The organism is Pantoea sp. GbtcB22 (genome assembly GCF_019091025.1).
Taxonomy (GTDB): domain Bacteria; phylum Pseudomonadota; class Gammaproteobacteria; order Enterobacterales; family Enterobacteriaceae; genus Pantoea; species Pantoea leporis.
This window is the reverse complement of record NZ_JAGXKB010000627.1, coordinates 1-244: the sequence shown is the minus strand read 5'-3', so window position 1 is coordinate 244 and position 244 is coordinate 1. Positions and strand designations below refer to the sequence as shown.

The window sequence follows — 244 nt, the reverse complement described above, 5'->3', positions numbered from 1 at the left end:
GGTCATACTTCGGGTTGTGCGTGATAGCAGACGTACCCCCAGATACGCTACCAGACGGGAAAGGCTCTGACTGACTGCTGCAGGGCTCATTCCTTTAGCGCGTGCAACCGCTGCAATACTGCCGTTCTCCACTACACGGATATAGGTACTGATCAACCCCAACAAGTCCATAAGACCTCAAAGCAAAATTCGTTACTTTCACTTAATGGTGATTAAAGCTGAAGTGTTCTACTAACACGTTGAC

1 protein-coding gene is annotated in these 244 nt (G+C 48.4%); it reads right to left on the bottom strand.

Annotated elements, in window-relative coordinates:
• Positions 1-171, bottom strand: a 171-nt coding sequence (locus tag KVT28_RS26190) for a LysR family transcriptional regulator (protein WP_217551196.1), incomplete at its 3' end; no start/stop codon positions are given.
• Between the last annotated feature and the right edge of the window lie 73 nt (positions 172-244).